Source organism: Microcella sp. (assembly GCF_033763155.1).
Taxonomy (GTDB): domain Bacteria; phylum Actinomycetota; class Actinomycetes; order Actinomycetales; family Microbacteriaceae; genus Microcella.
This window is the reverse complement of sequence record NZ_JANRKZ010000040.1, coordinates 1-5,161: the sequence shown is the minus strand read 5'-3', so window position 1 is coordinate 5,161 and position 5,161 is coordinate 1. Positions and strand designations below refer to the sequence as shown.

Sequence of the window (5,161 nt, the reverse complement as noted above, 5' to 3'; positions counted from 1 at the left end):
CGCAGCATCCCTGCGACGTCGCGCAAGGGCGAGTCGACCCGTGCGCGCTCGGAGAGCGGCCGCAAGGGTTCGCCCTCGAAGTCGACGAGCAACCACTCGCCGGTCGGCCGGCGCAACACTTGGCCGAGGTGGTAATCGCCGTGGATGCGTTGCAACGCCGGCCACGGAGCCTCGCGCGCCGCGTCATACACCGCTTCAATCGCGGGCCGCAGCTCGCGCAACTGCGGCACATCCGTCATTGCGACGGCGAGGCGCTGGTGCCAGCCCGCGACAAAGCCGACGATGTCGCCGAGCGTCGGCTCGCGCGTCGGCATGCACTCGGCGAGAGCCGTGTGCACTTCGGCCGTCACGCGGCCCAGCGCGTCGGCGTCGGCGGCGAACGAGACGCCCGCGCCGACGGCGTCGAGGGCGAGCGGCCATCCGTCGCGCACGCCGGGAATGAACTCTTGCGCAAAGGCGATGTGGCCGGTCAGCGGCTCGATGCTGTGCGTGTCAGAGCCGTGCGGGTCGACCCACGTGGTCGACAGCGAGCCGAGCATCCGGGGCACCGATCGGTTGCCGGCGCTCGTGAGCGCCGACTGCAGCACGACGTCGGGGTTCTCGCCCGCGTGCACGAGGCGGAAGATCTTGGCGACGAGCGGGGCCTCAGAGCCTCCGTCGAAAATGATCGAGGTGTTCGACTGTTCTCCGCCGTGCACGCGCGAGGTGAGATCGGTGCGGTGCACGCCGAGCATGGTCAAGAGCGCGCGGGTGTAGGCCGGGTCGTGGGCGCCGTCGAACAGGTAGTCGTCGTTGTCGTCGCGCCCGATGAACGAGGGGCCCGCGCCGCGCGGGATCGTGCGGCGCAAGACGATGGGCACGTGGTACAGCGATGGCGGGTTGTTGGCAGTGTCGCGCAACAGCACAACGTGAATGCGGGCATCCGCATCATCAGAGCTCCACTCGACGCGGTTAACCTCAACGAGCTGCGGCAGTCGGCCCTTGCCGGCATACCACCGCTGGCGGGTCATCCACTCGGTGAGGCACTCCATCGTGCTGTGCATGCCATGACCCTACACAGAACCCGAAGTCAGGCTGTGCGGGCGCGCAAGAAGCCATTCATGGCCGCCGTCAGGGGCGCATCGACCGTGAGGGGCCGCGCATCCACCGACCGCACGGGGGCCGCGTGCCGCACGCTCGAGACGAGCCACGCGGCATCGGCACCGAACAGATCGTCGGCCGTCAGTGGCTCGACCGCCGTGCTCAGCCCCCACTGGTCGGCCGCCGCAAACAGGTCAACTTGCGTGGTGCCCGGCAAGATGCCGAACGCGTCGGGAGGCGTTGCGAGCTGCTCGCCCCGACGAATGACGAGCGTCGACGTCGGACCCTCGAGCAACATGCCGTCGCTCGACACGAACACCACGTCGTCAGCACCGCGTCGCTGCGCCTCGCGCACGGCCGCGCGGTTCACGGCGTAGGAGAGCGTCTTGGCTCCCGCGAGCAGCCACGGGCTCGTCGTGCTCACGTCGCTGCGCAGTCCGCGGTCGAGCAGCACCACGTCGACGCCCTCGGTGCGTTCGCGTCGAAACTCGGGTGACACCGTGCCGTACGCCCAGCCCGTGGGTGCCGGCTGACCTTCGATTCCGCGCGTGAGCACGATCTTCACCCAGGCTTCGTCGTGGTCGGCGAGGCGATCGGCGAGCGCGAGCACAGCATCCCGCCACAGTGTTTCGTCGATGGCGGGCAAGTCGAGCATGCGGGCCGATCGCGCGAAGCGCGCAAGGTGGGCGTCAAACGCTTGCGGGTGGCCACGGCCAATGCTGATGGTTTCGAAGATGCCGTCTCCGCGGGTGGCCGCGACGTCGAGCACGGAGAGTTGCGGATGCTCCACTTCGGCATCGACCAGGTGGCCCGCCGATTCGGCGAGGGCCGCCGAGTGCGGCGGAATGACAAGCAGAAGGTGCTGCGGCACGGTCATGCTGCGACGGTATACCTGCTCGTGCTGCGGCCGCGACCCGGGCTAGCGCAAGTCGGCCCGCACGACGGGAATCGGACCCGTGCGGCGCCGGCCGTGACTCACTCCGCGAACCCCGCGCGTGTGGACGCGGTTGATGACGATCGCGACGGCGGCGAGCAGCACGATAAACGCGGCGATGCCCACGACGTAGATGACGACGCCCGTGATGCCGTTCGGTCCGTCAGGTTCGAGGAAGGGGTAGGGGTACCACCCGGTCGACGAGCCACGCACCATCGTGACGCCCACCCAGATGAGCGGGTAGCTCACGGCGAGCCACAGCGCCGACCACGAAATGCGCACGCGGCCGGGGGTCAGCAGCCAGTCGAGGGCGATGTAGATCGGAATCCACACGTGCAACGACTCGTTGGGCCAGACCGGCCCGACGTAGCCGTCGTCGTTCGGAATGTCGCGCAACAGCACGTTGTAGACCACGGCGGTGACGAGGGCATACGAGAAGATGCTCGCGCGAATCGCCGTGTAGAGCCGCGTGTCACGCTCGAGGCGCAGCGCCATGATGCCGCCCGCGATGAGCACGACGATGTTGATCATGGCGGTCTGAATCGTGAAGTAGGCGAAGTACTGGTCAGGCTCGAATCGGCCGACCGAAATTTGGTCGGTGATTTGGGTCACGAGCGCGGCAAAGATGAGCAACCCGGCGACGATGCTGATGATGCCGGCGATGTGGCGAAGGGTGGCGAGGCGTGCCGTGGCGGCCTTTTCGCCAAGGGGAGAGGTCTCAGTCACCCGCCTGACGTTAGCAAGAAAAATGCATGACGATGCATGAATTTTGCAGAGCATCCCTCACCTGACCGGGAGTTTTTCGGGATGCCCGCCGAGCGGCCCCGCCGCCCGATCTCAGTCGGCGATTCCGAGCACGTCGAGCAGCCAGGCGAGCTCGATGGCGCGCTGCTTCCAGGCCGAGTACCGGCCACTCACGCCGCCGTGCCCGGCCTCCATTTCGCACCGCAGCAGGGCATCCGCCCCCACCTCGCGCAAGCGCGCCACCCACTTGGCGGGCTCGACGTAGAGCACGCGCGTGTCGTTGAGCGAGGTCACGGCGAGAATGCGCGGATACGTCTGCTCGGTGACGTTCTCGTAGGGTGCGTAGCCCTTCATGTAGGCATAGACCTCGGGGTCGTCGAGCGGGTTGCCCCACTCATCCCACTCGATGACGGTGAGCGGCAGCTCGGGCATGAGAATGCTCGTGAGCGGATCGACGAAGGGCACGTCGGCGAGAATGCCCGCAAACAACTGCGGAGCGAGGTTGGCGACGGCGCCCATGAGCAGGCCGCCCGCGCTGCCGCCCTCGGCGACGAGCCGGTCGGGAGCCGTCACGCCCGTGTCAACGAGGTGCTGAGCCACCGCGATGAAGTCGGTGAAGGTGTTGGTCTTGGCGAGCGTCTTGCCGTTTTCGTACCAAGCGCGACCGAGCTCGCCGCCGCCGCGCACGTGCGCGATCGCGAAAACCACGCCGCGGTCGAGCAGCGACAGGCGCGGGATGCTGAAGCCGGGGTCAATCGACGACTCATAGCTGCCGTAGCCATACAAATGCACGGCGCTCGGCTGCGCGCCGCCGGCACCGTCGAGTGACCCGACGAGCCCCTTCTTCCACACGAGCGACACGGGAACCCGCGTGCCATCGGGCGCGACCGCCCAGTCGCGCCGTTCGGCATAGTCGCTCGAGCGGTAGTCGCCGAGCACGGGCTGCTGCTTGAGCACCGTCATGGCGGCGGCACCGTCGCGCACGCGTGCGACGTCGAGGCTCGCCACGGTCGAGGGTTCGGTGAAGCTCGCGTAGCCGAAGCGCAGCAGCGGTTGGCTCCACTCGGGGTTTCCGCGCGCACCGATCGACACGAGCTTGTCGCCTTCGATAGGGGCGGTCAGCTCGACCCACGCGCTGCCCGGCCACGTGAGCTCGGCGAGCTCGGTCGTGGGTTCGAGCGGCGCGACCGCGGTGCGCGGAAGCCCGTCGGCGCGATAGTCGAGCACGAGAAAACGCTCGAACGCGTCGATGCCCTCAACACGCCGACCCGGCTCGTGCGGCACGAGGGTGACGGGGGCGGCGTGGGGAGCATCCACGGGCACGGCCACGATCTGAAAATCGGGCGCCTCGTCATTGTGCGTGACGAGCCAGACGTCGTGACCGTTGAGGCGCGCGTGCTCGAGGTCGTATTCGATGCCGTCGCGGCGCGGCCACACGACTTCGAACGTGCCCTCGGGCGTGCTCGCATCGAGCACGTGCGTTTCGCTCGTGATGCTCGACGCCGCTTCGATGACGAGATAGCGGCCGCTGCGCGTGCGCCCGGCACCAACCCAGAAGCCGTCATCGGGCTCGTGAAACACGGCGACATCGTCGGCGCGCGCGGTGCCGACGCGGTGCCGCCAGACGGTGTCGGGCCGCCACGACTCGTCGACGGTCGAGTAGAAGACAAACTGGCCGCTGGGGTCGAAGAAGGCGCCCGCCGCAGTCTCGGTGATCTCGTCGGCCAAGTTCTCGCCCGTGCTCAGGTCGCGAATGCGCAGGGTGTAGCGCTCATCGCCCTCGGTGTCGATCGCGAAGAGCAGCCACCGACCGTCGTCGCTCACGTCGAGCGAGCCGATCGAGAAGAAGTCGTGACCCTCTGCTTCGATGTTGCCGTCGATGACGATCTGCTCGCCGTCGCGCGGCTGGGCGGGGTCGTCGAGCGGCGGTGGGGGAGTCCACGCGGCAGGGTCCGTCGGGTTCGCCGGGTCGATCGGCACGGCGGGCACGCGACACTGGATGCCGTACTGCAGCCCCTCGACCGACCGCCCGTAGTACCACCAATCGCCTTCGCGCACGGGGATGCTCATGTCGGTTTCGAGCGTGCGGCCCTTGATTTCGTCGACGATGCGATCGCGCAGAGGATCGAGGTGCGCCATGCGGGCCTCGGCGTAGGCGTTCTCGGCCGTGAGGTGCGCGATGACCTCGGGGCTCTCTTTTTCGCGCAGCCACTCGTAGTGGTCGACGAACACGTCACCGTGGTGTTCGCGGCGGTGGGGCTTCTGGGCAGCCAGGGGCGGGGCGGCGATGGGAGGGGTGACGTTGCTGAGATCGTGACTCACCTGCCCAGCGTAGGCTTTCGGCACCATGTCTGATTCGCCCCTGGCTGCCAACCCCTACGAGGTTCTCGGCGTGCGCCCGAC

4 protein-coding genes are annotated in these 5,161 nt (G+C 68.1%); all 4 read right to left on the bottom strand.

What is annotated here, in order from left to right:
* The coding region (locus SFU54_RS01735) for a maltokinase N-terminal cap-like domain-containing protein (RefSeq protein WP_319014594.1) at positions 1–1,043 on the bottom strand (1,043 nt) is incomplete at its 3' end.
* A 26-nt stretch (positions 1,044–1,069) separates the two neighbouring features.
* Entirely contained in the window at positions 1,070–1,957 is an 888-nt protein-coding gene (locus SFU54_RS01730) for an aminotransferase class IV (protein WP_319014593.1), read from the bottom strand.
* A gap of 42 nt (positions 1,958–1,999) precedes the next feature.
* Positions 2,000–2,740 (bottom strand): Pr6Pr family membrane protein, encoded by a 741-nt coding sequence (locus SFU54_RS01725; protein WP_319014592.1) that lies wholly within the window; start codon positions 2,738–2,740, stop codon positions 2,000–2,002.
* A 111-nt stretch (positions 2,741–2,851) separates the two neighbouring features.
* Positions 2,852–5,107, bottom strand: coding sequence for a S9 family peptidase (locus SFU54_RS01720; protein ID WP_413466539.1), 2,256 nt, complete (start codon positions 5,105–5,107; stop codon positions 2,852–2,854).
* Between the last annotated feature and the right edge of the window lie 54 nt (positions 5,108–5,161).

Coding starts and splice junctions, on each gene's coding strand:
- SFU54_RS01730 (WP_319014593.1), bottom strand. CDS start 1,957: ATGACCGTGCCGCAGCACCTTCTGCTTGTCATTCCGCCGCACTCGGCG.
- SFU54_RS01720 (WP_413466539.1), bottom strand. CDS start 5,107: ATGGTGCCGAAAGCCTACGCTGGGCAGGTGAGTCACGATCTCAGCAAC.